This window comes from Citrobacter sp. 21OH12SH02A-Citro, assembly GCF_027919895.1.
Lineage (GTDB): Bacteria > Pseudomonadota > Gammaproteobacteria > Enterobacterales > Enterobacteriaceae > Citrobacter > Citrobacter braakii.
Genome location: NZ_CP114803.1, coordinates 25,768 through 50,674 on the forward strand (window position 1 = coordinate 25,768; position 24,907 = coordinate 50,674).

Consider the following 24,907-nt stretch of genomic DNA (forward strand, 5'->3'; position numbering starts at 1 on the left):
ACTCACTTTGATACTAATTATAAGAGCAAAATGAAAAAATAAAAGCCTTATTTCTCATTATGAGAAAGATGAAAATATCAAAATGATATTTTATATCATTTTGAGCTACTTAAGTTACTCATTGTGTTCGTGTCACAGGTGAGCTGGATTATCGCGATGCTGTCAAATATACTGTAATTATAACCAGTATATTTAAACGTCAGGAGGAAAGATGAAATTGCAGATTTTCAGTACCGGAAAAGAACGCCCGCCGCAGGCCCATCCGTTGTTTGCAGACCTGGCCAGCTGCGGTTTTCCCAGCCCTGCAGCTGACTATGTCGAGTCCGATCTGGATCTCCATGATTACTGCATACGACATCCGAGCGCGACCTACTACCTGCGTGCCAGTGGTGACAGTATGTCCGACGGCAGCCTTTACAATGGCGATCTGCTGGTTGTGGACAGCGCAGAGAAGCCCCGGCACGGCGATATCGTTGTGGCCAGCGTGCAGGGGGAATTTACAATCAAACGGCTTCTGCTGACACCACGGCTGACACTACAGCCCATGAACGACGCCTGGTCGCCGATTTATCCCGACCCGGACGATCTGGATATCTTTGGCGTCGTCACGCACATCATTCACCGTCCCCGGGAGATGTACTGATGTTTGCCCTGGCCGATGTGAACAGCTTTTATGCCAGCTGTGAACGTGTTTTCCGCCCGGATTTGAAAGGAAAGCCCATTGTCTGCCTCAGTAATAACGACGGCTGCGTGATCGCGAGAAGTGCCGAGGCGAAGCCCTGGATCAAAATGGGCACCCCGTGGTTCCAGATGAAAAAAGAAAGTTTTCCTGTAAAAATATATTCTTTTTCAAGCAATTATGAGCTTTATGCTTCCATGTCAGCACGTGTGATGAACTGCCTGGAGGAGCTGGCCCCGAGGGTGGAACAGTATTCGATTGACGAAATGTTCCTCGACCTGACCGGCGTGGAGCACTGCATGGCTCTGGAAGACTTCGGCCGACAGCTGCGCCAGCATGTGTATGACTGCACCCGTCTGACTATCGGAGTGGGTGCCGGACCGACGAAAACGCTTGCAAAATCAGCCCAGTGGGCCTCAAAAGAGTGGAAACAGTTTCGTGGCGTGCTCGCCCTGACACGGGGGAATCCGCAGCGAACACGAAAACTGCTTTCACTGCAACCGGTCGAAGAGATCTGGGGCGTGGGAAACCGTATTGCACGCAAGCTCAATGTTCTGGGTATCAGGACCGCGCTTGATCTGGCCCTGACAAACCCGGCATTCATCAGGAAAAACTTCTCCGTGGTCCTTGAGCGAACAGTGCGGGAACTGAACGGGGAAAGCTGTATGTCGATTGAGGAAGCCCCGCCAACGAAACAGCAGATTGTCTGCAGCCGCAGCTTTGGAGAGAAAATCTCGGAGTACGATTCGCTCCGGCAGGCTGTCTGTCAGTATGCGGAGCGGGCTTCTGAAAAACTGCGTAAAGAGCACCAGTATTGCCGGCATATCTCCGTTTTCATCAAAACGTCTCCGTTCGCCGTTAAAGAGCCTTACTACGGGAACGTGGCCACGGAGAAACTGCTTACACCCACTCAGGACACCCGGGACGTCATTGCGGCCGCCACAAAGGCTCTGGAGCGTATCTGGAAGGATGGCCACCGGTATGCTAAAGCCGGTGTGATGTTGAATGACTTCACCGGCTCCTGTGTTTCGCAGCTGCAGTTGTTCGACGAACGTCCACCACGTCCTCACAGTGCTGAGCTGATGAAGGTTCTCGATGGTATTAATCATTCCGGTCTTGGACAGGTCTGGTTTGCCGGGCGAGGGACTGCACCATCCTGGCAAATGAAACGCGATATGCTCTCCCCTGCGTACACCACCCGCTGGAAAGATATCCCCATTGCGAGGATCGGTTAATTTTCGCCTTTCAGAAAGAGCCAGTAGTGCTCGCCGCAGCCGAACGACAGGGCGAAGCCCGCGAGTGAGCGAGGAAGCACCAGGGAACTGCACGGACAAATTCTGCTTACGCTCGGAGTCTAATGGTTAGCGCCTTCAGGTTTATCCACTTATCCACGGACATATTTTTATAAGTCATTTTTAATTATTTTTTTTATTTTACTCCTTTTAGGGAGCCTGAAAGCCACGTGCAGCGCGCCCTGACCGGAGGTCATTATGGGGAACTGGTTAACATACTATGGGAAATTAATCACGTATCTGTGGGTTCCATAGCAACAAGCTATGGGATACGCATCAACAAGCTATGGGAAAGAGGTCAAGTTTAAACCTCAATTATTTACTTGTGGATAAATTGCATATTTTCCCGGTGGATAAGTAACGCGATAGCTTGCAATTTCTGTTTTCACTGTCATTATGGGTGGATAATAATTTACCCATAGGCATTGGAATGGATACTCAAGCACTCTTGCCAGCTACTAAAACGTTTAAAAAACGTGCAAGTATAAAGCAATCTAACGAATTGACCGAAGCCGCATATTACTTGCCTCTTCAGGCAAAACGTGTGCTGTGGTTATGCCTTATGCAAGCCTATTTCAGCGACAATCAGGATGATGATTCTGACGTATTACCTCTCTTCAAAATTAGCGTTTCCGATTACGTCAAATACTTCAATGTCGCTACGTCTGTCGCCAGTCGTGATGTAAAGGCTGGGGTAAATGCTTTGGGCGAATCAACGGTTACCTTCTATCCCAAAGAAGGAGAGTTTGAAGAAGTTAAACGTCCGTGGCTTGCTGAAGCAGGAATGAAGAGAGGCCGGGGTTCCTGGCAGATTGAGTTTAACTACAAGGTCATGCCATTCCTTGTTGGCTTAACCTCTCAGTTCACTACCTATTCTCTGTATGACTGCGGCCAGCTCAATAGTGTTCGTGTCATCCGGCTTTATGAAAGCCTGTGTCAGTTCCGGAGCACTGGTGTATGGATCACCACACATGACTGGTTATGTGAAAGGTTTATGCTTCCAACCTCGCAGAAGAACAATATTGCGGAAATGAAGCGTACCTTCCTGGAACCTGCGCTGAAGAAAATTAATGAGAAGACGCCATTAAAGGTAAGTTATACAACCGAAGAAGATGGTCGCTTACTGTTTAATTTTCTTAATAAAAAACAATAGTCTGAATTTTATCTAATATCTCCCCTGCTTATGTTGCTTACATACGGGGGGACACTAAACTTGCTGTATTTCCCACATTACATGCCGAACTTGACCTGTTTCCCACAGTTCAGGCCGTCTGCAAAGTTGACTTGTTTCCCACAGTTCAGGCCGTCTGCAAAGTTGACTTGTTTCCCATGCTTCAGACAGTCTCCGAAGTTGACCTGTTTCCCACAGCTCAGTCCGTCTGCAATGTTGACCTGTTTCCCATACTTCAGACAGTCTGCGTAGTTGACCTGTTTCCCACAGTTCAGACAGTCTGCGAAGTTGACCTGTTTCCCATACTTCAGACAGTCTGCGAAGTTGACCTGTTTCCCACAGTTCAGACAGTCTGCGAAGTTGACCTGTTTCCCACAGTTCAGACAGTCTGCGAAGTTGACCTGTTTCCCACAGTTCAGACAGTCTGCGAAGTTGACCTGTTTCCCATACTTCAGACAGTCTGCGAAGTTGACCTGTTTCCCATAATTGGGCCGGTCTACTAACTTGACCTGTTTCCCACAATACTCCGCTGCCAGGGGGGGAATGATCTGCTTCCTAAATCAACAAAAGCTAATCTTGAGTCGCAGCTGTGCACCAAACTGATATGACCAAATAAGTTTATCTCGATACTCCGCAGTCAAGAATGAAATCATTATAAAGTTATGTGACATTAGTAAGCGAGGAGGCAGGTGACTTGCGCGCATATTTTTAGTTGAAAGGATGAAATCATGATATCACCCTTTCATGATGGTTGGGGGCGAGGGATTAATTTGGTAATGAAATCATGATTTCATTAATTCACTATTTCATTTTATTGCGATACATTTCATATCCTGCAAGGAGCATATCTGTCATCGATATTCCTTGTTCTGCCGCGTAAGCTTTCATCTCTTTATGCTTAGATACCGGCACTTTGATTTGGATGGGTTTAACCGATGAATCCGGCGCAGCTCCCTTTCCGGTAACATCCAGAGTTGGCTCATTCTCCTTAGGAGGCGCAAGTTTGATAGATTTTCCTGGGGCTTTCATAGAACTCCTTATGTCCAAAATCATTAAATCATGAGTTAATGATATCATGAATTTCTTCAATCATTTGTTTTGCCGTTTCGTTTAAGGATTTGAAAGGAGTTTCATGGAGGGCTCGCCCCGCATCCAGTGCCTCACCGTAACTGGTTTTGAATGGAATGATAGTATTGAGAACTTTGAAGCCCCACGCTTTGATAGTCTCCTGAGCTTTTTCGCCCTGCGACTGAGATGGTGACTTAGCGACAATGAATACGATTTTACTTTTCTCAATGCCCTTTTTAATCAATTCGCGGGCAAGTTCCAGTGAGGGTTCCAGATCATCAATTGTGGTCCCGGTGGTTATGATTACGAGATCTGATTCATCAGCCACATCCAGTGATGTTGTCTCTGCTGCAGGACGACCATCGATGATAAGCAAATGGCAACTATCTTTCATTTTGACAGCTGTATCTACCCGGCGGTAAAGAGCGCAGTCAATTTGGCTCAGACCATTATTCTCGCGTCGTTCTGTCCACTTCAGAGAGGTTTGTTGCTTAGTGTCTATGTCCGCCAGATGTGTCTTCCATCCAGCTTCAGTAAATCCAACAGCGAGTGTTCTGGCTTTGGTGCTTTTTGAGCCTCCGCCTTTCTGACCAACGATCGATATAACTTTTCCCATATCTCCACCCTTCATTAAATCATGATTTCATTAAACACATACATCCAACTTATCATATTGCCTAAAATCGAACGACTTAACAAGATTGAATCATGATTTAATGATATAATTAAAACATGATATACATAACTAACTGATTGCAAAGAATTGGCAAACAATGAAAACATGATTTCATGATTATGTGCGCGAGGATGGTTTATGAAACAGTACACATTGAAAATCTATTTTGGAGATAAATCTGCGCCTGCTTATTTTGGTGGCGACAGGCAGGATGATTCATCGAATACGACACCGTTTCAGGTGGCTCTTAAAAAGTCGCGAGACTGTAATTCATATGCCGCTTGCTTATGTACGGGTAAGGAATTGCCACTGTCTGTGAGGCTCAGAATGGAGAAGCATCATTTAGCTCGATTCCCACTCACGGGCATAAAACACAGAGAGGACTGCAGATTCTATAGCAGCCTCAGTCCTGAAGGACCACAGGGGTGTTATATACAGGACGCATTGAAAGAGAAGCCGGATGGAACAATCAATATTAAGCTCGATTATCCATTGCAGGTCACCGGTCCGTCAGTTCCCATAGATAGCTCTTTGCATTCTGGTGATGCTTCACGGAACAATAAACGCGACACAGTATCTATTCTTGGTCTTCTTCATTTTCTCTGGGAGACAACCAGCTATAACACTTGGGTACCTAAAATGGACGGTATGCGCTCATCCACCAAGTTGGGCTATCACTTGTTTAAGCAAGCAGAAAAGATAGAAGCAGGCAAAACAAAGTTATCTGACGTTCTGCTCACTCCTGCCTACACGAACTCCAGCGATAGCAGAAGAAACAGTATTGCTGTCGAACGTGCGAAAGCTAATAAACAACGTCTTGTGGTTATTGCTGAGCTTGCAAAGTTCTCTGAAAGTTACATGGATGGATTAAATCGACTTCCTGTACGTGACTTTTCCGGCATGCCTTTTCTGGGGCTTGATGATGCCAGATGGAAGTCTGCGTTAAGTAGATTTCCAATTGCGGTGAATGGCTGGATGAAAGGTATGAAAGTATTTGTAATAGCTGTTACGGATGTTCCTGGTGCAAAATCAGCCCAGGTAAGACAGTTGGCCATGATGATGGTAAGTGATCGCTACATACCTCTTGATTCACTGAATGAAGGGGCGTTTGAACAAAAGCTATACGAGCTGGAGCGCTCGTTTTATAAACCCCTACGTTATGATTCATCCACTCATGAATATCTTGCTGATTTTTGTCTAACTGATGCTCCTACAGAGAACCATTTACCATTCCCAGTGGAAATCTGGGGGATGAATATTCCAGATTATCAAGAGCAGCGGATGGTGAAAGAAAGATGGTACACCGCAAATTATGGAGCTGCTGGTTGGTTATCATGGGATGCTACGCGAACATCTGTTGACAATATCGACTCACTTTTACCAAGGAAAATGAAATCATTATATCATGATATAATTAAATAATGATTTCTTAACCATTCCCTTTCAGCATGGCCACCGCATCTGCTCCGGGCATCTGAAACTGTACCCGGTGCCGTGCCGTGACGTCCAGCGCAAACACCTTCGAATACACCTCCGTCGAGCGGATCGACTTGTGGCCCATCAGCGCCTGCAGCACCTTCAGCGGAATACCGGCGTACAGCATATGCATGGCGTAGCTGTGGCGGAACGTGTGCGGCGTCACCGGTACCGAGAAGATCCCCCCGTCGGCCGCTGCGGCTTCGACCACTTAATTGATCCAGGTGCGGACCGTCCGGTCAGTAATTTCCCAGATGCGCGCCTTCTCCGTTCTGCCGCTTCGTTAATGTGCGCACCTGTGTTCCAGAGGGTGGCCAGCTGCATTTTTCGGTGAAGGTCGTGGACGTAGTGGAGCAGGGCGCTCACTTCCGGCGCCAGCAGGTATCTCGTCAGTTCGTCCTGAACCAGCGCCATCTGCCGCAGGGCCAGCGCCGCCGGATAGTCGATGGACACAGGTAACTGAGAACCTGCCACCGGATGCCCTCCCAGGGTAACGAGCCCGGTCATCAGGATGCTTCTCCTCCCGGAGATATACGCAGTGCTGACGCAATGATTTCCCTGTTTTCCTCATTACGCCAGTTACCGAAATAGTCCACTTCCAGACACAGGGACTGGTGTGCCGCCTCTATAAGGTCAGAAACTCTCTGCAGGGCATTCTGCAACTGCTGCACTGAGATCACTCGTGGCTCATCATGTTCATCCACACCGTTACGGTGTACCAGATCGTTTCGCCAGTCTGCGATGATGCGCAGCGGCTGAACCGGCCAGACTGGCGGGATGTGCAGCACGGCACCAAAATAGCGTTCAATGGTTTTCACGTTATGAAACGTCATACCCGCAACAACATTCCTTACCACAGGGCGGAACCTGGAAAGCGGCATCTCGCAGGCCGCCTGCTTCTCTTTCTTGTCAGCCCTGGCAAAAGGCAAGTAATACTCTTCAAAGTATCTTTCCAGCGGCCAGTCGTGCTCCAGCAGGGCCCTGGCGCAGTACATCAGGTACGCCTCCATGACTGTCACCGCATGGACAAAAGACATCCGGTACACCAGTTCGGGCTGCTCTTTATCAAGCAGGGCATATAGATTCTTCAGTTCCTGAGTTGAATGCAGGTAGCGTTGGTTCACATTATTCAGGGAAGCCACAAACAGCCCGTGTTCATGATCCCACTGAGTCTGGTCTGCCAGCGCCTCCTGCTCCCAGTAGTACAGGTTCGCGGCCTGGTCCCATTCTTCAGAGCCAGGGACAATATCCGGGTAATTTTCCTCAAGCCATTCATCAAAGCGTTCAGCTTCAATATCCAGCATAGAATCTTTCATGCTTCCCATAATGCCAGTACCCTTATATGTATGGTTCTATAAATGAGAAATCACATCTGTACTCTGTGTCTGTGAACCTCAACGTTTTAACACTACCAGTACCAGCAGGAGAAATATCAGCGTCAGCATTTTGTCCAGCGTGGACAGTCCCAGAAACAACTGGATGATTCGCAGTAATAACTCACACATCTTAATAAGCCCCTTGTGATTCAGAATCTTTGGGGCCGATAGTAAGGACTCTGTACTTTGCGTATTTTGTTAAGTCCGGTAATGCTTCTGTCGAAGACCGATCACGCTTCCTCTGATACCGGATGAAACAGTCACTCAGAGTAATCACACTCCCCGGCATACTGTTTTGCCGTGACCGTCCTTTTCGCACGGTGCTGACTCTGCCCGGACATTTCTGCGTTTATTGCTGCCGGGATTATCACACTGCATGACCGTCCCGGACGCATTCAGAATTTTCTCACACCGATAACATGAGTGATGATAACTCAAGATGTAATCACTCACACACATCATCACCATATTGTGGGGAGGTGAATTTTGGACTGATGGATACTTTGCATGCACCGTAAGCAAGCATGGTGATGAAAACATGATTGGTCGATATGTGAAAAATCAGGGAAAAGCGTACAAAACTTTGTACTCAAACCATCAAATTTCTTTGCTTTAAAATACCCCGCTGCTCGCGGCTGATGTAGCCCCCTGAAACACCAGACAGTAGCTGTATCTCCAGATAAGAGATAGGCTTGAATATATGTCTAACACTAACACCAATTTTGAGATGACCGGGATCCTGTTAGGGCAAGAAGTCCGTAAACGTAAAACTCCTCAGGAGAAGATCGCCATTATCCAGCAGACGATGGAGCCGGGTATGAATGTCTCCCATGTCGCCCGCCTGCATGGTATCCAGCCCAGCCTGCTGTTTAAGTGGAAGAAGCAATATCAGGAAGGCAGCCTCACCGCCGTTGCGGCTGGAGAGGAAGTCGTTCCTGCTTCTGAGCTTACTGCTGCTCTGAAGCAGGTCCGGGAGCTTCAGCGCCTTCTGGGCAAGAAGACGATGGAAGTTGAGATCCTGAAAGAAGCCGTGGAGTACGGTCAGTCGCGAAAATGGATAGCGCACGCGCCCTTGTTGCCAAAGGACGGGGAATAGCCATGGTCAGCCGGACCATGGGCGTGTCGCGTGCGCAACTGTCACTGCGGATTAACCGTTCTGCCGACTGGCAGGACAGGCGCTGTAACCGGCGTAATGAAGAAGCAGACGCAGAAATACTGTCGGCTATCCTCAACATTATCAGCGATATGCCGAGTTATGGTTATCGACGCGTGTGGGGCATCCTGCGCAAGCAACGTCGCACAGAGGGACAGCCACCTGTGAATGCCAAACGGCTTTACAGGATAATGAGCGAGCATAACCTGTTGTTGTTGCATCACAAACCAGAGCGACCGAAGCGTGAACATAAGGGCAAGATAGCGGTGGCAGAAAGCGATATGCGCTGGTGTTCAGATGGCTTCGAGTTCGGCTGCGACAACGGCGAAAAACTGCGGGTAACGTTCGCGCTGGACTGCTGCGACCGTGAGGCCATAGACTGGGCAGCAAGCACGGGAGGCTATGACAGTTCGACCGTGCAGGATGTGATGCTGAGGTCGGTGGAAAAGCGCTTCGGCGACAGGCTGCCCGACACAGCGGTGCAGTGGCTGACGGACAACGGTTCAGCATATACCGCGCATGAAACGCGGAGGTTCGCCAAAGAGCTGAATCTGGAGCCATGTACAACAGCGGTGAGCAGCCCGCAGAGCAATGGCATGGCCGAACGGTTCGTGAAGACGATGAAGGAAGACTATATCGCGTTCATGCCGAAACCGGATGTGAGAACAGCCCTGCGAAACCTTGCAGCGGCGTTCACGCATTACAATGAAAATCACCCGCATAGTGCGCTGGGATATCACTCTCCGAGAGAATACCGGCGGCAGCGGGCATCGTTAACTTAAGATACAAAAGCTGTCCGGAAATGGCGGGTCAAGATCACCCGCTGCTCGCGGCGGAGTTGTTTATTCCCGCGCCATTAGACATTCATGTGATTCTGTCCAGCGCCCACAAAAAAGCCCCTTCCGGGGCCGTTACATCGTCAGTGCATTCATTTGAGAAAGTCAAAATCTTCCCGACGCTGAGCTTCCATACCATGATTTTTCTGAATAGCCAGAATTGTCTGGTCGGCGGCGTGTAATTTATCCTGCAATTCTTGGCCTCCTGCCTCTCCGCGATAAAAAGATGGGGGTGTGGAGAGAATGGCCTCCATAACGGCCATCAACGACGCGACCTCCTCACCGCTCAGGGTGCCGCTGTCATATATAAGATCGCTGTGCAGTTTCGAAATATGTGCTGCCATTGCCGTTGAATACGCTATTCCATTTTTCGTTCTGGTTGTTGCCGTTGTTTCAGTAAGCACACGCCAGTATTCAAACACAGATCGGGCAGTGGTGATTAACTTCCGAGTGTAATCCTCTGAGCTAAAAAGCCGGGTGCTGACCGAAAAGGGGAGTTTTCTGTTTTCAGCAATATACTGATAGAGCAAAGTAATGACCTGCGTGGGGTTAGTTCCCAGCAGTTTCATTGTTTCATCCGTGCGTTGTTTGAGTTCTTCATCAATACGAACGCTGATCTGTGACAGTGCCATACACACCTTCTGTGTAGTGAGTCCGCTATACAGTATATTGCAAGCTGCATCCGTGTAGCAATAGCGCTATACAATTAGTCCTTTCTGTCTGCCTGGACGTGCAGGTAATTCTGTTCAGTTCAATTAATGCCTCGCTCTATAACCTTCAATAATGCACCAAGAATGTACAAAAAATGCCATCCATCCAGGTCATTTCGGTACTATCGGAAAAAGTGTCCAGAAAATATTTCTGGTGATCGTATTTAATTTTGTTGACCCAGAACGCAAACCATGAGTCTGTTCAGAGCTTGCATCTGAGCAGGCGAAGGGTTGGGCAAGCCCGACGGGCGCGTCAGCCTGTCACATTGAGGTATGCTCTATATATACCACCCGAAAAAATACTGGCGAATGTTATTGTTACCACATAAGTGATACCATTATAAGCAAAACCACTTAAAAGTTACCAGAAGGACAAAATATGTTCGTTTTTGGTTACCTCCGGGCATCCACTTCAGAGCAGGATGCCAGCCGCGCAAAAAATGCGCTGAAGGCATTTGCAAACCAAAATGGCCACCGTATTGCTGGCTGGTATATCGATAATGTCTCCGGTACGACAATGAACCGTCCTGAACTGATCAGGCTTCTTGGTGATGCGGAACCTGGTGATGTGATTCTCATAGAACAGGTCGACAGGCTTACCCGCCTGGATGATGCAGGCTGGGAGACACTCAGAAAGCAAATTACCGATAAGCAGCTGGCCATCGTCAGTCTTGATCTACCGACCAGCCATCTGGCGCTATCCAGCACAGTAAGTGATGACTTTACCCGAAGCATGCTGAAGGCCGTAAATGGCATGATGCTGGATATGCTCGCCGCTATTGCCCGAAAAGATTACGAAGACCGTCGACGCCGTCAGTCAGAGGGTATCAGTAAGGCGAAAGCTGAAGGAAAATACCGAGGCAGGGTGGCCGATGCACAGAAACATGAATTGATACGCACTCTGCGTCTGGCCCACGGAAAATCACTGCGTGAAACAGCCCGGCTAGCTGGCGTATCAAAGATGACAGTAATCAGAGTCTGTAACGGCAATCATAAACAGGATACTGATTGACGATACTTATTCACGTTAGGTTCAGAACAAACAATTAAGCTTATGGAGCGAATATGGCTGAAAGAATATCTCAAAGAGAACAGGAGTTGTTGGAGGAATTCCTTTGTACTGTTCTGGATGATTTCAGTAAAGGCAGTATAACCCGCCATCAGGCTGTCAGCGGTATCGCGACATTATATACAGCTGCCGCAGAAGGACGGAGAGAAGAGGTTTTAGAATATCTGAGAGAGGGAAGAAAGTTGCTAAGGCAGTAATTGATGATGAGTAAAGATGGTTTAGGGAGGGGACCGAACCACCCCGGAACGGCCCCCTGAAGGAATGGCAATTCCGTTCACCGCCAATATTAGCTTTTTCCAGGCTGTGATAACATCTCCGGGTCATTTTTCAGAGCCAGGGCAGATGAAGAAGAAAAACAGCACACCCACTCCTCACGATGCCACGTTCAGGCAGTTCCTGACGCAACCGGATATTGCCCGGGATTTCATGGAAATCCACCTGCCTGCAGAGCTGCGAGCAGTCTGCGATCTCAGCACGCTGAAACTGGAATCAGGCTCGTTCGTTGAGGATGATCTCCGCCAGTATTTCAGCGACGTCCTCTATAGCCTGAAAACTACAGCCGGCGACGGCTATATTCATGTTCTGGTCGAGCACCAGTCAACGCCGGACAAACATATGGCTTTCCGCCTCATACGCTATGCGGTAGCCGCCATGCAGCGCCACCTGGAGGCAGGGCATAAAAAACTGCCACTGGTGATACCGGTGCTGTTCTATACGGGTAAGCGCAGCCCGTATCCGTACTCTACTCGTTGGCTGGATGAATTTGACGCTCCCGAGCTGGCAGGCAAACTCTACAGCAACGCTTTCCCGCTGGTAGACGTTACGATCATTCCGGATGATGAAATCGCTGGCCATCGCAGCATGGCCGCCCTGACTTTACTGCAAAAGCATATTCACCAGCGGGACCTGGCAGAACTGGTCGACCGGCTGGCACCCATCTTGCTGGCGGGATACTTGTCTTCATCGCAGGTGATATCGCTGGTACACTATATAGTGCAGGCAGGCGAAACATCCGACGCCGAAGCCTTTGTACGCGAACTGGCACAGCGTGTGCCGCAACACGGAGACGCACTTATGACCATCGCACAACAGCTTGAACAGAAGGGCATCGAGAAGGGGATTCAGCTCGGTGAACAACGCGGCATTGAAAAAGGCGAGCGCGAAGCCACCCTTAAAATTGCACGAACCATGCTCCAGAACGGCATTGACCGCAATACCGTCATAAAAATGACTGGTCTGACTGAAGACGACCTGGCGCAGATCCGCCACTAATCACCCTTTCCTGGCACTCCCTGTCTGGTCATCAGCGAATACTGGTGGGGCAGGGAGTCACCAGACTCAAGTTCAGCCAGCCACAGCGATTAAACAGCTTCATCACCTCGCCACATTCCCCCGTCAGACACGCTGTCAACGGATTTATCTGTAAAGCGACATAGAGATTGGCTCGTAAGAGATAAATGCCGTTCACACCCGCACTGAGCGCCACAGCATTCCGACCGGCCCCCAGTTAGCAGCTTCTCAGTCGGGCACAATCCAGTAAAAAAGCGATGAGTCATCGATGGAGATACAGGCTAGAAAAGTGCGGTTCTGGCTTGTTCATATCCCGGGTGATGCTGCCAACTTACTGATTTAGTGTATGATGGTGTTTTTGAGGTGCTCCAGTGGCTTCTGTTTCTATCAGCTGTCCCTCCTGTTCAGCTACTGACGGGGTGGTGCGTAACGGCAAAAGCACCGCCGGACATCAGCGCTATCTCTGCTCTCACTGCCGTAAAACATGGCAACTGCAGTTCACTTACACCGCTTCTCAACCCGGTACGCACCAGAAAATCATTGATATGGCCATGAATGGCGTTGGATGCCGGGCAACCGCCCGCATTATGGGCGTTGGCCTCAACACGATTTTCCGCCATTTAAAAAACTCAGGCCGCAGTCGGTAACCTCGCGCATACAGCCGGGCAGTGACGTCATCGTCTGCGCGGAAATGGACGAACAGTGGGGAGGCACTGTTGCAAATAGTCGGTGGTGATAAACTTATCATCCCCTTTTGCTGATGGAGCTGCACATGAACCCATTCAAAGGCCGGCATTTTCAGCGTGACATCATTCTGTGGGCCGTACGCTGGTACTGCAAATACGGCATCAGTTACCGTGAGCTGCAGGAGATGCTGGCTGAACGCGGAGTGAATGTCGATCACTCCACGATTTACCGCTGGGTTCAGCGTTATGCGCCTGAAATGGAAAAACGGCTGCGCTGGTACTGGCGTAACCCTTCCGATCTTTGCCCGTGGCACATGGATGAAACCTACGTGAAGGTCAATGGCCGCTGGGCGTATCTGTACCGGGCCGTCGACAGCCGGGGCCGCACTGTCGATTTTTATCTCTCCTCCCGTCGTAACAGCAAAGCTGCATACCGGTTTCTGGGTAAAATCCTCAACAACGTGAAGAAGTGGCAGATCCCGCGATTCATCAACACGGATAAAGCGCCCGCCTATGGTCGCGCGCTTGCTCTGCTCAAACGCGAAGGCCGGTGCCCGTCTGACGTTGAACACCGACAGATTAAGTACCGGAACAACGTGATTGAATGCGATCATGGCAAACTGAAACGGATAATCGGCGCCACGCTGGGATTTAAATCCATGAAGACGGCTTACGCCACCATCAAAGGTATTGAGGTGATGCGTGCACTACGCAAAGGCCAGGCCTCAGCATTTTATTATGGTGATCCCCTGGGCGAAATGCGCCTGGTAAGCAGAGTTTTTGAAATGTAAGGCCTTTGAATAAGACAAAAGGCTGCCTCATCGCTAACTTTGCAACAGTGCCTATGCATCGGCCTAAGCCTTTATCGCAAAATCAGTCCAGCATAAACAGCGTCCGATCTCTGCAGAAAATCGCCCTCTGCGCTACGAGTTTGAACGCATTTACTCTGTTTATAGGTAACATTCGCTCCACGATATAATGATATCGGCAACGTATTCAGCATCCTGAGCATGAGTCAGAAGGTGATCCGCCTTACCCAACGAAATGAAACTCTTGGGATGCTTTGCTGCTTTGAATATTTTTTCGGCCTGCTCAATTAACACAGTATCATCTTCAGTCGCATGAAAAATAAGCAGAGGCTTGTTCATGGCGAACACCTTATGAGCGATTTTGTGTTCCTGAATATTGTCCAGCATCTGTTTCTTTAAGGTAAATACCCGCCCGGCCAGCTCAACGGGATAGGCTCCATGCTGGTTAATGTTTTCAACATCATCCTTAAAAAGACGTTTTACGTGTGTCAGTTCTCCGGGTGATCCTATGGTGACAACGGCCTTTGCCTCAGGAACTTCGCCGGCAATAGACAGAATGGCCGATCCCCCCAGGCTATGGCCGATGAGCAAAGAAGGCGCTTCGTACTGTCGGCGGAGATAATCTACCGCGCAAAGCAGGTCCGAAATATTGGATGAGAAGTTGGTGTTGGAAAAATCCCCTTCGCTGTTTCCCAGACCAGTAAAATCAAACCGGAGAACGGCGATAGCATTCTCTGTCAGTTTCCGCGCAATACGCGCCGCGCCTTTGAGGTCTTTGCCACACGTAAAACAATGAGCTAACAGCGCAAACGCTTTAGGATTTTCAGGAAGTTCAAGCAATCCGGCCAGTTCTTCACCAGCCGCATTTTTGAACGTAAATTTTAGTTTTTTCATAGGATATTCCAGGTCTTAAACTGATTTCATATGTTTGATCGCAGGGAAAAATAATCTTCTGCTCTGCATCTGGCATTACGCGTTTTCCTTCCTCTACTGGGGATGTGAAACAGAATTCATTCCGAATGCCTGTCCTCACCTTCCAGTTTGAAAGCTGATTATTGCTTCCTGTTCGGTGATCACTTACGCTAAGCTACCAACTAGATGGTAGTTTACAAGAATTTTATGAGGTCTCACTGAATGGCCAATTGCGCGCTCATTCTTAAAATATCCCTGGCAATGCTGGCGTTTGCTGCAAACTCTATTCTGTGCCGTCTGGCCCTGCAGGGAGGCCACATTGATCCCCTTTCATTCAGCAGCCTCAGGCTGGCCAGTGGTGCACTCGTCCTGTCACCTTTCTTGTTTTATCACGCAAAAACTACATTATCGCTGTGGCGTCCGCTGAGCGGATTTTACCTCATGGTGTACGCAGTGCTCTTCTCTGTCGCCTATATCCATCTCGATACCGGGGCAGGTGCGCTGTTACTTTTTGGTGCCGTACAGTTTGCGATGGTGATCCACGGATTATTTAAAGGGGAATCACTCTCCGTTATGCGGGCTTGCGGTTTAGTTATTGCTCTGGCAGGAATTGCTGCCCTGCTGTTACCCGGGGCGAAGGCACCGCCGCTTTACAGTGCACTTATGATGATCGTTGCCGGATTAGCCTGGGCCGCCTATTCCGTCAGGGGGAGGGCGGGCCAGGCGGCCGGGGCTTCAACGGCGGCAAATTTTGTACTCGCCACGCCGATGGCTCTCGCTCTTTCGTTGCTGTTTATGAAGCAGGGTCACTATGATGCTGCGGGCATTGCTTTGTCATTGCTGTCCGGTGCCGCCGCCTCAGCCGGTGCATATGTATTGTGGTATACCCTTTTACCCTCTCTCGGCTCTATCACCGCCAGTACCCTTCAGCTCAGCGTTCCCTGTCTGGCAATGCTAGGGGGTGTGGTATTCCTGGATGAATCACTGACGGTCAGAACGATATTTTCTGCCCTGGCGGTGCTGACTGGCATTGTGATGGTGACACGCGAGAAATCCCCCCGTCAGTCGATGACAAAGGCGAGAGAACCTTAATAACGCAATTAATTCATGCAGTTGTGATGATTCTCTTATGTTAATCACACGAGCCAGTTTTCCCGCTCCGGCATCAGACTGACAGTAATACTGAGGTCGACGTTTCTGACTACACCTAAGGCAGGTTTATGAAATGAAATATGATTTTGATGAGTACGTAAGCAGAGAGAAAACAGACAGTCTCACCGTGGACGGCTGGCGGGAATACCTGTTTTCGGGACAGTCCGAATTTGCAATGCGGTATCCGGCAGAAGGGCTAATCAACCTCTGGGTTGCTGACATGGCTTTTGCCACACCAGAGCCGATTCTTCAGGCCATCAGAGACCGTCTGGATAGAAAAATACTCGGCTACACTAAAATCTACGACGAAGAATACTATGAGATCTTTGGCAGCTGGTGTGAGCGACAATATGGTCACCGTTTCAAAACGGAAGACATTGTGCTGTCTCCGGGCATTATTCCCGCGCTGAACCGTCTCGTCCCGCTTCTGACCGACATGGATGACAGTATTCTTATTATGACGCCTTCATATGGCCCGTTTAAAAAGGCGGGTGAATACAGTCAGCGTCGCGTGGTGTACTCGGCGTTAAAAAAATCAGCAGGCGGCTGGGAACCTGACTGGGAAGACTTTGCACGCAAAGCCAGTCAGGCCGATTTACGTGTGAAAATTCTTTTCCTGTGTAATCCGCATAACCCGACCGGACGAGTCTGGCGGCCTGATGAACTTAAGCGGATTATTGAAATTTGCCTGGCCAATGACATCTGGGTGATATCTGACGAAATTCACTGCGACCTGTCCCGAAGCGGTATCGGTCATACACCGGCCGCCTCTCTTTTCCCTGATTCTACACGCATTATTACCTGCATGTCCTCGAGTAAAACATTCAATCTGGCCGGGAATTTGTTGGCAAATATCATTATTCCGGATCCCGGTGTCAGAAGCGAGTGGCGTCTCAGACACGACGAGTTCATCTCTCCACTGAGCCTGGCAGCAAACAAAGCGGCGTGGAGTGAATGTGATGACTGGCTTGTCCATCTGAGGGAATATATTGACGGCAATTTCCAGTACCTGCACGACTATCTCAAAAGCTATTTACCCGAAACCAGGTTCTCGATCCCCGAAGGGACATATCTGGCCTGGATAGATATTAGCCGCTACCTGCCCGACACCGCAGGTGAGGATTTATCGCTGTATTTTGCCCGGGAGTCAGGGGTCCTTCTTGAAGGGGGCTTGCTGTTTGTCGACAATGGGGACAGATATATCCGGTTAAATCTGGCCTGCCCACGGAGTATGCTGACAGCAGGGATGAAAAGAATTTCACAGGTACTGCGGATACCGGCTCCTCATCGTGTATAACCCCTTTCTCTCTGGCCGTTTTGTCCTGTCAGGATGTCGTCAGAACCCGGCATAACACCCTGTGCCGGGAACACAAAAGGCACGGATGAACAGGTCGTGAATATTCTTAGTGAAGCCTGCTGATGACATGTCTGGCGACAAAAAAATGCCGCCCTTAAGGGGCGGCTTATGCCAGCGTCACGGGGTTATCGTCTGACCGCCATGATGCCCGCATCGACATCCCAGATAGCGCCCGTCACCCATGAGGTTTTGTCAGACAACAGGAAGAGAATAGTGTTTGCCACATCTTCGGCAGTTCCGACGCGTCCCAGCGGGTGGAAATCGTTCAGCGACTTCATAGCATCTGCGATATCCGCTTTGTCCATGAAGCCTTCGTATATCGGCGTATGAACAATCCCGGGAGACACCGCGTTGACACGAATACCCGCGCTGGCCAGCTCAATCGCCAGATTACGCGTCAGGGCATGCAGACCCGCTTTTGCCATTGAATAGGCCGAGGCCGGCGAGTCACCCAGTGCAGCCTGAGCACCAATCGAACCGACGTTGACGATAGACCCTTCGAGCTTCGCGGCGAGCATGTTCTTCACGACATCCTGTGTAATAAAGAACGTGGCTCGGTTCAGCGAAAGATACATGTCATAATCGGCAAAGCTGTGCTCGGTAAATCCTTTGGGCATGAAGATACCGGCGGCATTCACCATCAGGCTGATATCGCGATGGTGAGCATTAATTTCCTGACGGATAGTTTCCATACCTTCTTCGGTCATCAGGTTCGCCGCGATGACCGCAACCGGTCCCAGAGGGCTCAGTTCTTTTTGCACCGCTTCGGCTTTGTCTTTTTTATTCCCGGTCAGCACGACACTGCCGCCCGCTTCCAGTACCATGCGTGCCACGGCCAGGCCCATGCCGCTGGTACCGCCGACGACGAGCAGTTTTTTACCTTTGAAAAAAGTGTTCATTTTCTGACTCCATTACTGGTGGGTAAGACGTTGCCGGCAGCGTGAAACTGCCGGCGGTTGACGGATTAAATACTGCAGCCATCCGTTCCGCAGGTCTGACCCGCAGTGGCTGAAAATTCGGTTTGCTGTTCATCCCAGACCTGACGCAGGGCATTCAAAAAGTTATCTGCTGCCTGAGCCCCGCTGATGGCATATTTTTCGTTCATCACAAAAACCGGAACGCCGCTGAGGCCAATAGACTGTGCGTGGGCTTCATCGTCGGAAACGGTGGCGCGAAAATCGTCATTTTCCAGGGCGGCTTCAGCGTCAGCTTTCGGCATACCGGCTTCTACGGCCATGGCAACGAGCTGCTGACGGTCAAAGAGAGAGCGACCTTCGGTGATACTGCCATGATAAAAACGTTCTTCCACCGTGTCCGCAATTCCGGCCTTACGCGCGGCAACCAGCAGGGTGTGTGCATCTTCTGTATCACCAAACATCATGCCGTCGAAGTTGTAGATCAGACCTTCAGATTTACCGGCGGTGCCCACCTGATTCATCATCAGCTCCGCTGAATGCTGACTGCCCAGCTTTTTAACGATGGCATCCTTAAAAGGCATCGCGGGAGTACCACCGGCCAGACGGTAGCTGTGATGGCGGATCACCACCTGGTCGCGAAATTCAAAGCGATTCAGACCCTGTTCAAATCTTTTTTTAGCAATCCAGCACCACGGGCAGACCAAATCTGACCAGATATCGATGGTAAGGGTGGGTTTCAGCGTTTGCATAATGATTCCTCAAAGACGTTGGGCGGTCGGTTCTCACTTATCAGAGAACCGCGACCGTATGGGATTTATTGCGCCTGCCAGACCGGGTAATCGGTATAGCCTTTTTCCGGGGAACCACTGACGCCGTAGTAGGTGGCGCGGTCACTTTCTGCCAGTGGCCAGCCGTTTTGCATTCTTTCAACCAGATCCGGGTTAGCGATGTAGGGCACACCAAATGCCACCAGATCCAGCTCATCATCTTCCAGAGCCTGCTCTGCGATATCACGGGTAAAACCGCCGGCAGCGATGATGGTGCCTTTAAACGTGTTGCGAAAACGGCGGCGGAAGCCTTCCGGAAGTGGCGCTTTGGTGTACACCGGCTGATAGTAAAGGTGTACGTAGGCCAGTTCCCGCTGACCGAGCGCGTCGGTGATGGCTGACCAGGTTTGCTCTTCACCTTCATACGGCGCGAGGTCATAAATGCGGCCGAACGGTGACAGGCGCACGGCAACGTGGCTGTTACCCACGGCTTCCGCCACGGCGTCAATGGTCTCCAGCAGGAAACGCTGACGATTTTCCACCGAGCCGCCGTATTCGTCGGTGCGGGTGTTCAGTTCGCTACTGAGGAACTGGTCAAAGATGAATCCGTTTGCCGCCATGATTTCCACGCCGTCAAAGCCGGCTTCCATCGCCAGGCGTGCGGAGTGCACGAAGTCTGCAGTGATGCGTTTAACTTCATGCGTTTCCAGCGCGCGTGGCTGGCTTGGTACAACCGGGCCCGGTTCTCCGGATTCGGTCAGCGCAAAAACGGTGGTATTGACCGCCTGAACGGTGCCCGCTGAAACCGGCGCTATGTGGCCTGGCTGAAGAGAGACGTGAGACATACGGCCGACGTGCCAGAGCTGCGCGAAAATACGGCCACCTTTGGCGTGAACCGCTTGTGTCACTTTACGCCAGCCCTGGACGTGTTCGTCGTTGTAGATACCAGGGGTATAAAGGTAACCCCGGCCTTCTTCTGAAACCGGCATCCCTTCGGTGATGAGCAGGCCAGCAGAAGCACGCTGTGCATAGTACAAAGCCACGACCTCATCCGGCACGTCATTCATGGTGCGGGTGCGGGTCATCGGTGCCATGACTACACGGTTTTTTAACGCCAGGCCAGACAGATTGTAGGGGGTGAAAAGCTTACTCATCGTATACCTCACAAAAAACAAAAAGGAGTATCCCGGCAGGGATTTGCACAGCCCGGCAGTATCATCGACTGGACGTCGCGCACTGGAGTTGCATAAACATCTGATGGGTGGCAATATGCCAACCATCTAGTAGGCAGGTCAATGGGTGTGTCGTATTTTTTTGTCATAACGCAGCCATTCCTGAATTGTCACTCATTTTGCGAGGTCATCACCATGCGTACATTAACAGCTTATAACGAAGATAATTTCCGCCAGATAGAGCAGTACAAAGGAATATCGGTGGTACGTTTCTCTGCACCCTGGTGTCCGCCCTGTCAGGCCAGCGAAGAAATGTTCAGTCAGTTTGCAGACCGGCTCGATAGAGATATTCAGGTGGGGAAAGTCAATGTAGATCAGGCGCCGGTGCTGACAACCAAATACGAGATCTGGGGGCTGCCGTCTGTGCTGATATTTCATGAAGGGCAATTAGTTAAACGCATACCGGGTGTGAAACCTGCATCGGTATATGCTCAGGCTATTGCGGACATAAAAAAAGGGCAGTAATGCCCTTTTAACGTGGAATTTATTAATGCTTAACCGCGTGCCTGACCGACGGCATCCAGAGTGCGGGCTGAATGAATGACCGCCGCGCCAGCGTTGAGGTTAATCGCCACGCCCAGCGCTTCAGCAATTTCAGCGTCGGTTGCACCGGCTTTCACAGCGGCGTCGGCGTGAAAAGCAATACAGCCGTCGCAGCGGGTTGTGACTGCGCACGCCAGGGCAATGAGTTCACGCACTTTTGCGCCCAAAAGGTCAGTTTTGTTACCTGCGTTGCCCAGGGCAACCACGCCTTTCATGGTCTCGGGGGTCAGTTTGCCCAACTCGCCTAAACGTTGCATTAACTCTGAGCGATAGTTGTTCCAGTCCAGCATAGTGTCATTCTCCTGAATGAGGGGTATTAAGAAGCAGTTTTATATACTTAAGGCTGTTGGCGAAGACTTCGGGTCTGGCCGTTGCATGCGCCACTACGCTTGAGCCTTCACAGACATTAATGATCATCAAAGCAATATCTGATGGTTCGGCATGGGATGAAAACTCACCTGACTCCATGCCCGCCCTGACGACTTTTGTGAGCCACTCGATTTGCATATCGAAATAAAGTGATGTCTGTACAGTAATTGCCTGAGGCAGATTGGCGGTCTCTGCTGACAACGCACAACACAGTGGCAGTAGCGAAGCTTTATGGCTTTGCGCGAAGATATCGATGTAAGCCGCAATTCTTCTCTCCGCGCTTTTCTCAGTCGCCTCTATCTGCTCAAATACGCGTTGTGTATCAGAGAACGCCTGTATTACCACCTGCTCACCCAGAATATCTTTGGTCGGGAAATGGTGATGAATACTGGCCTTGGTGATACCCACTATTTTTGATAAATCAGCATAGCTGAATACTGAATACCCTTTTTCGCGCATCAGGTGTTCTGCTTCGCTGAGCAGCCGTTCCCGTGTCATGGTTGTCATAATTACTCCATATAATCTACTAGTTGATAGATTATATTGTTGCTATTTTTCCGTAGCAAGTTGTATCACTGACTCAGTATCGTGCAGAGCTGAACGTCACTGCCATCCTGCATTCTGAATGGCAGCATTACATCTCTGACATCACGCCAGGCGTGTAATCATTTCAACCGGATTAGCCAGAGTATCGTGGATTGGCGAATTCTTTTGCATTTCGCTGACCAGCGCTTCTAACTCCTCGCGACTGGCGGTCTTGCTCGTAAGGTGAACATCGACGCGAATAGATTTCGCACCTTTACGCACGTTGCTGTCCAGCCCAAGGAAGCCGTTGAGGTTGATATCGAAATTAAGATCCAGCTCGATACCGTCCAGGTCGATCCCTTTTTCAGCAGCCATCATGGTAAGGGTGGCGGTATAACAGCCAGCCAGCGCCTGCATGATGTATTCAGTCGGGCTCATGCCGGTATCGGTGCCGAGTAAACCTGCGGGTTCATCACCGATATTAGAAAATTTCCCCACACGGCTGGTATCGATAACGCCGTTCTGGATTGTGGCGCCGGTCTCTGTGCGAACGGTTAATCCGCCGCTGGAACGGGCTTTCATCTGGAAAGTCAGGTTACCCAGGCCAGGCTGGCTGCGAACTGCTTCACGGGTATTGTGGATCGCAGCTGCGTCTGCAGAAGGTTTAACGGTAGTAGACATAATGGCTCCTGTAATTTCTTGATAAAAGGTATAGCTGGTGTAACCAGCACCAATCATCTAGTTGGTAGATTAGTGTCGCGAACCTCTTTTGTCTACTCTTTTATAAAAAATAGGGGGAAAAGAACCCAGCAGGCTGTTTTATTTCATAATAACCATTTGATTTTTTTATAATCTTCCCAGCCGCTCACTCTTGCAGCAATCCAGCCTTTACCCGAAGGATAGTCTGGCGGGTGGTATTAAATTCCCGGGCAATAGCACTGATACTGATGCCAGCATTTAGGCGCTCTGTCACTGTTTGCTTTTGTTCCTCGCTCAGGATGGGGGGGCGACCGAAGCGTTTTCCAGCCGCTTTTGCCCTCGCAATACCTGAATACGTTCGCTCAAGCAGCAAATCCCGCTCAAACTCCGCTACAGCAGAAATTACCTGCATAGTCATTTTTCCGGCCGGACTGGTCAAGTCAACGCCTCCGAGTGCGAGACAATGAACGCGAATATCTAAAGCCGCCAGTTGCTCTACTGTTTTTCGGATATCCATCGCATGGCACTGTTGCAAAGTTAGCGATGAGGCAGCCTTTTGTCTTATTCAAAGGCCTTACATTTCAAAAACTCTGCTTACCAGGCGCATTTCGCCCAGGGGATCACCATAATAAAATGCTGAGGCCTGGCCTTTGCGTAGTGCACGCATCACCTCAATACCTTTGATGGTGGCGTAAGCCGTCTTCATGGATTTAAATCCCAGCGTGGCGCCGATTATCCGTTTCAGTTTGCCATGATCGCATTCAATCACGTTGTTCCGGTACTTAATCTGTCGGTGTTCAACGTCAGACGGGCACCGGCCTTCGCGTTTGAGCAGAGCAAGCGCGGGACCATAGGCGGGCGCTTTATCCGTGTTGATGAATCGCGGGATCTGCCACTTCTTCACGTTGTTGAGGATTTTACCCAGAAACCGGTATGCAGCTTTGCTGTTACGACGGGAGGAGAGATAAAAATCGACAGTGCGGCCCCGGCTGTCGACGGCCCGGTACAGATACGCCCAGCGGCCATTGACCTTCACGTAGGTTTCATCCATGTGCCACGGGCAAAGATCGGAAGGGTTACGCCAGTACCAGCGCAGCCGTTTTTCCATTTCAGGCGCATAACGCTGAACCCAGCGGTAAATCGTGGAGTGATCGACATTCACTCCGCGTTCAGCCAGCATCTCCTGCAGCTCACGGTAACTGATGCCGTATTTGCAGTACCAGCGTACGGCCCACAGAATGATGTCACGCTGAAAATGCCGGCCTTTGAATGGGTTCATGTGCAGCTCCATCAGCAAAAGGGGATGATAAGTTTATCACCACCGACTATTTGCAACAGTGCCACAGAAAATTACCTGAACTGCGTCAACTCGGAGTCTGGCCGCGTGCGCGTGGAAGCAAAGCGGGCGAGCGAAGAATACGGGCGAGTGCTGCGGCGCTATCCGCTGAAACCCGGCGAGACGGTCGAGCGTCCGCAACGCGGGGAAGTCGTCAGCAGCTCCGGGGTTCTCCCCCCACTGGACCCAGGCGAATACTAAGCGCGGCGGTGTGTAATAGACGGAGCGCGAGGCGACTACTGGTCAGGGTTTGCGCAAGGCGGGTGTGTAATAGACGGGAGGGGATCGATCCGGCGATCCAGCCTGTGGATAGTCCGTCTATTACCCACCCGGTTCCGTCGTTTACCCACCCAACCCCGTCTATTACCCACCGGAAACCGTCTATTACCCACCGAGGGGTTCTATAAGCAACTGATAATGAAGGTAAATTTTGCCTTCTGATTCCCTAAAACTCTTTAAAACAAAAAAAACATATATAAAACGTGTAGCCCTGGGGAAAACAGCCCGTGGAATTATGGACAATCCGGCAAGCCGGATACCTGCCTAACCGCTTCGCGGTTCCCCATTGACAGGCCAGGGACAACCGCGAGCGGTTGCCCCCACCCTGCCAACAGGTCGGCAGTTGCCCACAATACCACCGGCTCAAGCAACAGGATTTTTTTATATTTTTGTTTTTAAAAGAAAAAAGCGGCCGTGCTCTAGTGGCATGGCCGCGTTACGTGGTCCTATCAGGGGCTTGTGGCTCTTGCGCCTCCTCGGATCGACACAAGTGCCGATCACTGCGGCGGGGCGCTCCTGGCTCAAGCT

The 24,907-nt window shown here is 50.2% G+C and carries 25 protein-coding genes and 5 pseudogenes; 15 read left to right on the forward strand and 15 right to left on the reverse strand.

Annotated elements, in window-relative coordinates:
* The first annotated feature begins 211 nt into the window (after nt 1-211).
* The 3 genes from umuD (at nt 212) to O6D90_RS24655 (ending at nt 3,124) form a co-directional block, all read left to right on the forward strand.
* Nucleotides 212-643 carry a translesion error-prone DNA polymerase V autoproteolytic subunit gene (umuD, locus tag O6D90_RS24645; RefSeq protein ID WP_196615849.1) on the forward strand — a complete coding sequence of 144 codons (432 nt, stop codon included), beginning with the start codon at nt 212-214 and terminating at the stop codon, nt 641-643.
* Nucleotides 643-1,914: a Y-family DNA polymerase gene (locus tag O6D90_RS24650; RefSeq protein ID WP_196615848.1), complete on the forward strand. Its 1,272-nt coding sequence runs from the start codon at nt 643-645 to the stop codon at nt 1,912-1,914. The genes umuD and O6D90_RS24650 overlap by 1 nt, the downstream gene beginning before the upstream one ends.
* 487 nt (nt 1,915-2,401) lie before the next feature.
* The gene (locus O6D90_RS24655) at nt 2,402-3,124 is read left to right on the forward strand and encodes a replication initiation protein (protein ID WP_196615847.1); all 723 of its coding nucleotides are present in this window, start codon (nt 2,402-2,404) and stop codon (nt 3,122-3,124) included.
* 819 nt (nt 3,125-3,943) lie between these two features.
* On the opposite strand, the gene O6D90_RS24660 is transcribed toward O6D90_RS24655, so the two are convergent.
* Both O6D90_RS24660 and O6D90_RS24665 read right to left on the reverse strand, forming a co-directional pair.
* Complete coding sequence (locus tag O6D90_RS24660; protein WP_196615889.1) at nt 3,944-4,171, reverse strand: hypothetical protein; 228 nt, start codon at nt 4,169-4,171, stop codon at nt 3,944-3,946.
* 28 nt (nt 4,172-4,199) lie between these two features.
* Nucleotides 4,200-4,826 (reverse strand): ParA family protein, encoded by a 627-nt coding sequence (locus O6D90_RS24665; RefSeq protein ID WP_032300957.1) that lies wholly within the window; start codon nt 4,824-4,826, stop codon nt 4,200-4,202.
* Between the two features lie 198 nt (nt 4,827-5,024).
* On the opposite strand from O6D90_RS24665, the gene O6D90_RS24670 reads away from it, so the two are divergent.
* Nucleotides 5,025-6,308, forward strand: a complete 1,284-nt coding sequence (locus O6D90_RS24670; protein ID WP_196615888.1) for a DUF1173 family protein — start codon at nt 5,025-5,027, stop codon at nt 6,306-6,308.
* Nucleotides 6,309-6,315: 7 nt separating this feature from the next.
* On the opposite strand, the pseudogene O6D90_RS24675 reads toward O6D90_RS24670, so the two are convergent.
* A pseudogene (locus O6D90_RS24675) lies at nt 6,316-6,869 on the reverse strand (tyrosine-type recombinase/integrase).
* Nucleotides 6,869-7,687, reverse strand: coding sequence for a hypothetical protein (locus O6D90_RS24680; RefSeq protein ID WP_196615887.1), 819 nt, complete (start codon nt 7,685-7,687; stop codon nt 6,869-6,871). The pseudogene O6D90_RS24675 and the gene O6D90_RS24680 overlap by 1 nt, the downstream one beginning before the upstream one ends.
* Nucleotides 7,688-8,207: 520 nt before the next feature.
* Between O6D90_RS24680 and O6D90_RS24685 the strand changes: the two are divergent.
* Both O6D90_RS24685 and O6D90_RS24690 read left to right on the forward strand, forming a co-directional pair.
* Nucleotides 8,208-8,354: pseudogene (locus O6D90_RS24685) on the forward strand (transposase); the annotation flags it as partial.
* Between the two features lie 111 nt (nt 8,355-8,465).
* A protein-coding gene (locus O6D90_RS24690; RefSeq protein WP_087776199.1) for an IS3 family transposase occupies nt 8,466-9,673 on the forward strand; the annotation gives its coding sequence in 2 pieces (ribosomal slippage) (nt 8,466-8,787 and nt 8,787-9,673; 1,209 coding nt in all).
* Nucleotides 9,674-9,819: 146 nt separating this feature from the next.
* Here the strand turns inward: O6D90_RS24690 and O6D90_RS24695 are convergent.
* On the reverse strand, nt 9,820-10,359 hold the full coding sequence (locus tag O6D90_RS24695; protein WP_196615886.1) for a type II toxin-antitoxin system RelB/DinJ family antitoxin: 540 nt from the start codon (nt 10,357-10,359) through the stop codon (nt 9,820-9,822).
* A gap of 457 nt (nt 10,360-10,816) precedes the next feature.
* Between O6D90_RS24695 and O6D90_RS24700 the strand changes: the two genes are divergently transcribed.
* From O6D90_RS24700 to O6D90_RS24710, 3 genes are all read left to right on the forward strand, one after another.
* The gene (locus O6D90_RS24700) at nt 10,817-11,449 is read left to right on the forward strand and encodes a recombinase family protein (RefSeq protein ID WP_042005150.1); all 633 of its coding nucleotides are present in this window, start codon (nt 10,817-10,819) and stop codon (nt 11,447-11,449) included.
* A gap of 53 nt (nt 11,450-11,502) precedes the next feature.
* The gene (locus O6D90_RS24705) at nt 11,503-11,703 is read left to right on the forward strand and encodes a hypothetical protein (protein ID WP_045358108.1); all 201 of its coding nucleotides are present in this window, start codon (nt 11,503-11,505) and stop codon (nt 11,701-11,703) included.
* A gap of 145 nt (nt 11,704-11,848) precedes the next feature.
* A complete protein-coding gene (locus O6D90_RS24710; protein WP_040113343.1) occupies nt 11,849-12,778 on the forward strand; it encodes an Rpn family recombination-promoting nuclease/putative transposase in 930 nt (309 codons plus the stop codon).
* On the opposite strand, the pseudogene O6D90_RS24715 reads toward O6D90_RS24710, so the two are convergent.
* Nucleotides 12,775-13,007 (reverse strand): annotated as a pseudogene (locus O6D90_RS24715) (DUF2913 family protein); the annotation flags it as partial. The gene O6D90_RS24710 and the pseudogene O6D90_RS24715 sit on opposite strands and share 4 nt — an antisense overlap.
* A 160-nt stretch (nt 13,008-13,167) precedes the next feature.
* Here O6D90_RS24715 and O6D90_RS24720 point away from each other — a divergent pair.
* Together O6D90_RS24720 and O6D90_RS24725 are read left to right on the forward strand one after the other, a co-directional pair.
* Nucleotides 13,168-13,529 (forward strand): annotated as a pseudogene (locus O6D90_RS24720) (IS1 family transposase); the annotation flags it as partial.
* A 39-nt stretch (nt 13,530-13,568) separates the two neighbouring features.
* Entirely contained in the window at nt 13,569-14,273 is a 705-nt protein-coding gene (locus O6D90_RS24725) for an IS6-like element IS26 family transposase (protein ID WP_001067855.1), read from the forward strand.
* A 159-nt stretch (nt 14,274-14,432) separates the two neighbouring features.
* Here O6D90_RS24725 and O6D90_RS24730 read toward each other — a convergent pair whose 3' ends face one another.
* Nucleotides 14,433-15,185, reverse strand: a complete 753-nt coding sequence (locus tag O6D90_RS24730; protein ID WP_004729622.1) for an alpha/beta hydrolase family protein — start codon at nt 15,183-15,185, stop codon at nt 14,433-14,435.
* 240 nt (nt 15,186-15,425) lie between these two features.
* Here O6D90_RS24730 and O6D90_RS24735 point away from each other — a divergent pair, with 240 nt between their 5' ends.
* Complete coding sequence (locus O6D90_RS24735) at nt 15,426-16,295, forward strand: DMT family transporter (protein ID WP_001567390.1); 870 nt, start codon at nt 15,426-15,428, stop codon at nt 16,293-16,295.
* Between the two features lie 133 nt (nt 16,296-16,428).
* Nucleotides 16,429-17,652, forward strand: a complete 1,224-nt coding sequence (locus tag O6D90_RS24740; RefSeq protein ID WP_071667616.1) for a MalY/PatB family protein — start codon at nt 16,429-16,431, stop codon at nt 17,650-17,652.
* A 185-nt stretch (nt 17,653-17,837) separates the two neighbouring features.
* Here O6D90_RS24740 and O6D90_RS24745 read toward each other — a convergent pair whose 3' ends face one another.
* The 3 genes from O6D90_RS24745 to O6D90_RS24755 form a co-directional block, all read right to left on the reverse strand.
* A complete protein-coding gene (locus tag O6D90_RS24745; protein WP_004729618.1) occupies nt 17,838-18,611 on the reverse strand; it encodes an SDR family NAD(P)-dependent oxidoreductase in 774 nt (257 codons plus the stop codon).
* Nucleotides 18,612-18,676: 65 nt separating this feature from the next.
* Entirely contained in the window at nt 18,677-19,378 is a 702-nt protein-coding gene (locus O6D90_RS24750; RefSeq protein ID WP_020277918.1) for a DsbA family oxidoreductase, read from the reverse strand.
* A 65-nt stretch (nt 19,379-19,443) separates the two neighbouring features.
* The gene (locus tag O6D90_RS24755) at nt 19,444-20,550 is read right to left on the reverse strand and encodes an alkene reductase (protein WP_006687059.1); all 1,107 of its coding nucleotides are present in this window, start codon (nt 20,548-20,550) and stop codon (nt 19,444-19,446) included.
* 213 nt (nt 20,551-20,763) lie between these two features.
* Between O6D90_RS24755 and O6D90_RS24760 the strand changes: the two genes are divergently transcribed.
* Complete coding sequence (locus O6D90_RS24760) at nt 20,764-21,093, forward strand: thioredoxin family protein (RefSeq protein ID WP_002431133.1); 330 nt, start codon at nt 20,764-20,766, stop codon at nt 21,091-21,093.
* A 29-nt stretch (nt 21,094-21,122) separates the two neighbouring features.
* Here the strand turns inward: O6D90_RS24760 and O6D90_RS24765 are convergent, their stop codons facing one another.
* From O6D90_RS24765 to O6D90_RS24785, 5 genes and pseudogenes are all read right to left on the reverse strand, one after another.
* Entirely contained in the window at nt 21,123-21,461 is a 339-nt protein-coding gene (locus tag O6D90_RS24765; RefSeq protein WP_020277919.1) for a carboxymuconolactone decarboxylase family protein, read from the reverse strand.
* 4 nt (nt 21,462-21,465) lie between these two features.
* Complete coding sequence (locus O6D90_RS24770; RefSeq protein ID WP_020277920.1) at nt 21,466-22,047, reverse strand: TetR/AcrR family transcriptional regulator; 582 nt, start codon at nt 22,045-22,047, stop codon at nt 21,466-21,468.
* 141 nt (nt 22,048-22,188) lie between these two features.
* Nucleotides 22,189-22,746: an OsmC family protein gene (locus O6D90_RS24775; RefSeq protein ID WP_000108589.1), complete on the reverse strand. Its 558-nt coding sequence runs from the start codon at nt 22,744-22,746 to the stop codon at nt 22,189-22,191.
* A gap of 184 nt (nt 22,747-22,930) precedes the next feature.
* Nucleotides 22,931-23,287: pseudogene (locus tag O6D90_RS24780) on the reverse strand (recombinase family protein); the annotation flags it as partial.
* A gap of 51 nt (nt 23,288-23,338) precedes the next feature.
* Entirely contained in the window at nt 23,339-24,043 is a 705-nt protein-coding gene (locus tag O6D90_RS24785; protein ID WP_016162063.1) for an IS6-like element IS26 family transposase, read from the reverse strand.
* A gap of 24 nt (nt 24,044-24,067) precedes the next feature.
* Between O6D90_RS24785 and O6D90_RS24790 the strand changes: the two genes are divergently transcribed.
* Entirely contained in the window at nt 24,068-24,301 is a 234-nt protein-coding gene (locus tag O6D90_RS24790) for a hypothetical protein (protein ID WP_000624775.1), read from the forward strand.
* Nucleotides 24,302-24,907: the final 606 nt, after the last annotated feature.

Excerpts from the sequence above, each read along its gene's own strand:
- O6D90_RS24700 (WP_042005150.1), top strand. The coding sequence starts at position 10,817 with ATGTTCGTTTTTGGTTACCTCCGGGCATCCACTTCAGAGCAGGATGCC.
- O6D90_RS24710 (WP_040113343.1), top strand. The coding sequence starts at position 11,849 with ATGAAGAAGAAAAACAGCACACCCACTCCTCACGATGCCACGTTCAGG.
- O6D90_RS24750 (WP_020277918.1), bottom strand. The coding sequence starts at position 19,378 with ATGCAAACGCTGAAACCCACCCTTACCATCGATATCTGGTCAGATTTG.
- O6D90_RS24755 (WP_006687059.1), bottom strand. The coding sequence starts at position 20,550 with ATGAGTAAGCTTTTCACCCCCTACAATCTGTCTGGCCTGGCGTTAAAA.
- O6D90_RS24665 (WP_032300957.1), bottom strand. The coding sequence starts at position 4,826 with ATGGGAAAAGTTATATCGATCGTTGGTCAGAAAGGCGGAGGCTCAAAA.
- O6D90_RS24775 (WP_000108589.1), bottom strand. The coding sequence starts at position 22,746 with ATGTCTACTACCGTTAAACCTTCTGCAGACGCAGCTGCGATCCACAAT.
- O6D90_RS24765 (WP_020277919.1), bottom strand. The coding sequence starts at position 21,461 with ATGCTGGACTGGAACAACTATCGCTCAGAGTTAATGCAACGTTTAGGC.
- O6D90_RS24770 (WP_020277920.1), bottom strand. The coding sequence starts at position 22,047 with ATGACAACCATGACACGGGAACGGCTGCTCAGCGAAGCAGAACACCTG.
- O6D90_RS24785 (WP_016162063.1), bottom strand. The coding sequence starts at position 24,043 with ATGAACCCATTCAAAGGCCGGCATTTTCAGCGTGACATCATTCTGTGG.
- O6D90_RS24705 (WP_045358108.1), top strand. The coding sequence starts at position 11,503 with ATGGCTGAAAGAATATCTCAAAGAGAACAGGAGTTGTTGGAGGAATTC.
- umuD (WP_196615849.1), top strand. The coding sequence starts at position 212 with ATGAAATTGCAGATTTTCAGTACCGGAAAAGAACGCCCGCCGCAGGCC.
- O6D90_RS24680 (WP_196615887.1), bottom strand. The coding sequence starts at position 7,687 with ATGGGAAGCATGAAAGATTCTATGCTGGATATTGAAGCTGAACGCTTT.
- O6D90_RS24695 (WP_196615886.1), bottom strand. The coding sequence starts at position 10,359 with ATGGCACTGTCACAGATCAGCGTTCGTATTGATGAAGAACTCAAACAA.
- O6D90_RS24730 (WP_004729622.1), bottom strand. The coding sequence starts at position 15,185 with ATGAAAAAACTAAAATTTACGTTCAAAAATGCGGCTGGTGAAGAACTG.
- O6D90_RS24650 (WP_196615848.1), top strand. The coding sequence starts at position 643 with ATGTTTGCCCTGGCCGATGTGAACAGCTTTTATGCCAGCTGTGAACGT.
- O6D90_RS24790 (WP_000624775.1), top strand. The coding sequence starts at position 24,068 with ATGATAAGTTTATCACCACCGACTATTTGCAACAGTGCCACAGAAAAT.
- O6D90_RS24660 (WP_196615889.1), bottom strand. The coding sequence starts at position 4,171 with ATGAAAGCCCCAGGAAAATCTATCAAACTTGCGCCTCCTAAGGAGAAT.
- O6D90_RS24670 (WP_196615888.1), top strand. The coding sequence starts at position 5,025 with ATGAAACAGTACACATTGAAAATCTATTTTGGAGATAAATCTGCGCCT.
- O6D90_RS24740 (WP_071667616.1), top strand. The coding sequence starts at position 16,429 with ATGAAATATGATTTTGATGAGTACGTAAGCAGAGAGAAAACAGACAGT.
- O6D90_RS24745 (WP_004729618.1), bottom strand. The coding sequence starts at position 18,611 with ATGAACACTTTTTTCAAAGGTAAAAAACTGCTCGTCGTCGGCGGTACC.
- O6D90_RS24735 (WP_001567390.1), top strand. The coding sequence starts at position 15,426 with ATGGCCAATTGCGCGCTCATTCTTAAAATATCCCTGGCAATGCTGGCG.
- O6D90_RS24760 (WP_002431133.1), top strand. The coding sequence starts at position 20,764 with ATGCGTACATTAACAGCTTATAACGAAGATAATTTCCGCCAGATAGAG.
- O6D90_RS24725 (WP_001067855.1), top strand. The coding sequence starts at position 13,569 with ATGAACCCATTCAAAGGCCGGCATTTTCAGCGTGACATCATTCTGTGG.
- O6D90_RS24655 (WP_196615847.1), top strand. The coding sequence starts at position 2,402 with ATGGATACTCAAGCACTCTTGCCAGCTACTAAAACGTTTAAAAAACGT.